Source organism: Pallidibacillus thermolactis (assembly GCF_025660415.1).
Classification (GTDB): domain Bacteria; phylum Bacillota; class Bacilli; order Bacillales; family Caldibacillaceae; genus Pallidibacillus; species Pallidibacillus thermolactis.
On record NZ_JAOUSE010000099.1, the window covers coordinates 1 to 1,771 of the forward strand.

2 protein-coding genes are annotated in these 1,771 nt (G+C 34.4%); both read right to left on the minus strand.

All coding sequences use genetic code 11. From position 1 onward, the window contains the following. Window positions 1–129 precede the first annotated feature (129 nt). A complete protein-coding gene (locus tag OEV82_RS16010; protein WP_263062437.1) occupies window positions 130–540 on the minus strand; it encodes an NUDIX hydrolase in 411 nt (136 codons plus the stop codon). A gap of 98 nt (window positions 541–638) precedes the next feature. Next, window positions 639–1,688, minus strand: a complete 1,050-nt coding sequence (locus tag OEV82_RS16015) for an IS1595 family transposase (RefSeq protein WP_263062438.1) — start codon at window positions 1,686–1,688, stop codon at window positions 639–641. Window positions 1,689–1,771 lie beyond the last annotated feature (83 nt).

Genomic DNA, 1,771 nt, shown 5'->3' on the forward strand with positions numbered 1-1,771 from the left:
GGCTCTGTTAAAGTTTAATGTTGATATTGAATAAAAAAATTTAGAACTTCCAATTATTTGGAAGTTCTAAATCATAGTATTGCCTTCTTCGACTAAAGTCCCCATTAGCAGAAGAAGGACCAAGGTTTATTAACCTTGAAATGTATAAGGAGATGAGGCTTTAAGTAAGCTATCAACTCCATTAGGATGATAAGGCATTAAATCATTAGCCCTTCGTATGTCTACCCATTCTATTTCTGAAATTTCGTCTTTATCTACAATTGAAATTTCTCCTTCGATGACTTTTGCTTTAAATGTTATAAATAAAGCGTGATGACTCTTTTCTTTAAACATTGCTTCATTGACAGCTATAATTTCACCAGCTTCAATTGTTAAATTTGTTTCTTCCTTAACCTCTCGAATAACTGCTTGTTCTAAAGTTTCCCCTTGTTCCACTGCACCACCAGGAAGAGACCAACCTCCACCCTTGTTATTAACCATAAGGATTTTTTTCTCATCTTCCTTATAAATAAATGCATATACTACATCCACTCTAATCATTTATTACTCACTCCTAGCTATTTCAAGGTTAAATTATTAAAATTATAACAGAATGTTCTTCAACTATCCCTGCTCCGTTGTTGAATAAGAATCGATGTTTATATCGTGAATTTAGTTAACCTAAGTGTATCATAGGTTTCTAAATTTTGTATTAAATTCCCTCTAATAATCAAGTCATTCATTGTGACTTCATTTCTTTGATGTTGAATACTTTCCAATACTTGAAACCAAACAAGATAATTATTTAGATACTTAGTTGCAACACCATTAAAACGTTGCATCCATCCTTTAAGCCTCCGATGATAATTATTAACGTTCTGAATATGGTATAGACCTTTTGTACGAACCTTTCCATCAGACTTGAATTGATAAATTTTCATCCCTTTTTCAGCAGCGTATGTTTTAAAGGCACGCCAAGAATCGGTGCATAATATATTTTCACTTGAAAGTTTATGACCGATAGCTTTGTCCAGTTGTTCTTTTGTTAATCTACCCATTCCCAATACCTGTGAAAAAGTCATTTTTTCACGGTCCCTTGCAACTAAAACACATACTTGTTCGTTGCTAATACCACGCTTCTTTGCAGAACCACCTCGTTTGCGGGGCTTTCTATCTTTAATCTTTCTCTGTCCTTTTTCTGAGTATAGGAAATAGGTCTCGTCCATTTCAACGATACCTTGGAAGTTTGATATTTCCAGTTGTTTTAACGAAGATAGGAGCTTGTGTCTCCAGTAGAATAATGTGACGTGAGTTACATTACCAATTAATTCAGCAGACTTACGCAAAGAGTATCCTTCTATCATACACTCAATAAACTTCATCCATTGGTTAAGACGACGAGTTCGATATAAAGCTGAATACGTAAGGTCAGTAAATGTCTTTTTACACGCTTTGCATCGATACCGTTGCTTTTTAACTTCCTCTCCTCCGACGATTGTTGAGTATTTTCCAAACCGAACAATATGTTCCGATTCACAATCTGGACAATGATAACCATTCTTGTTTTTACGTTCAGATATTTCTTGAAGAACGGTTCCTGTTGAGGAGGATGCTGTAAGTGCATCAATTAAATACTCTCGTAATCGATGTTTTTCTGCTGGATTTAGTTTTTGAATAGCTTTAAGAATATCAGTTGCTCTCACCGTCATCACCAACTTTTATAATGATAAGCCCATTATAGAACATAAGTTCCCGTTTATCAAATTATCAACAACTAACTTTAACAAAGCCT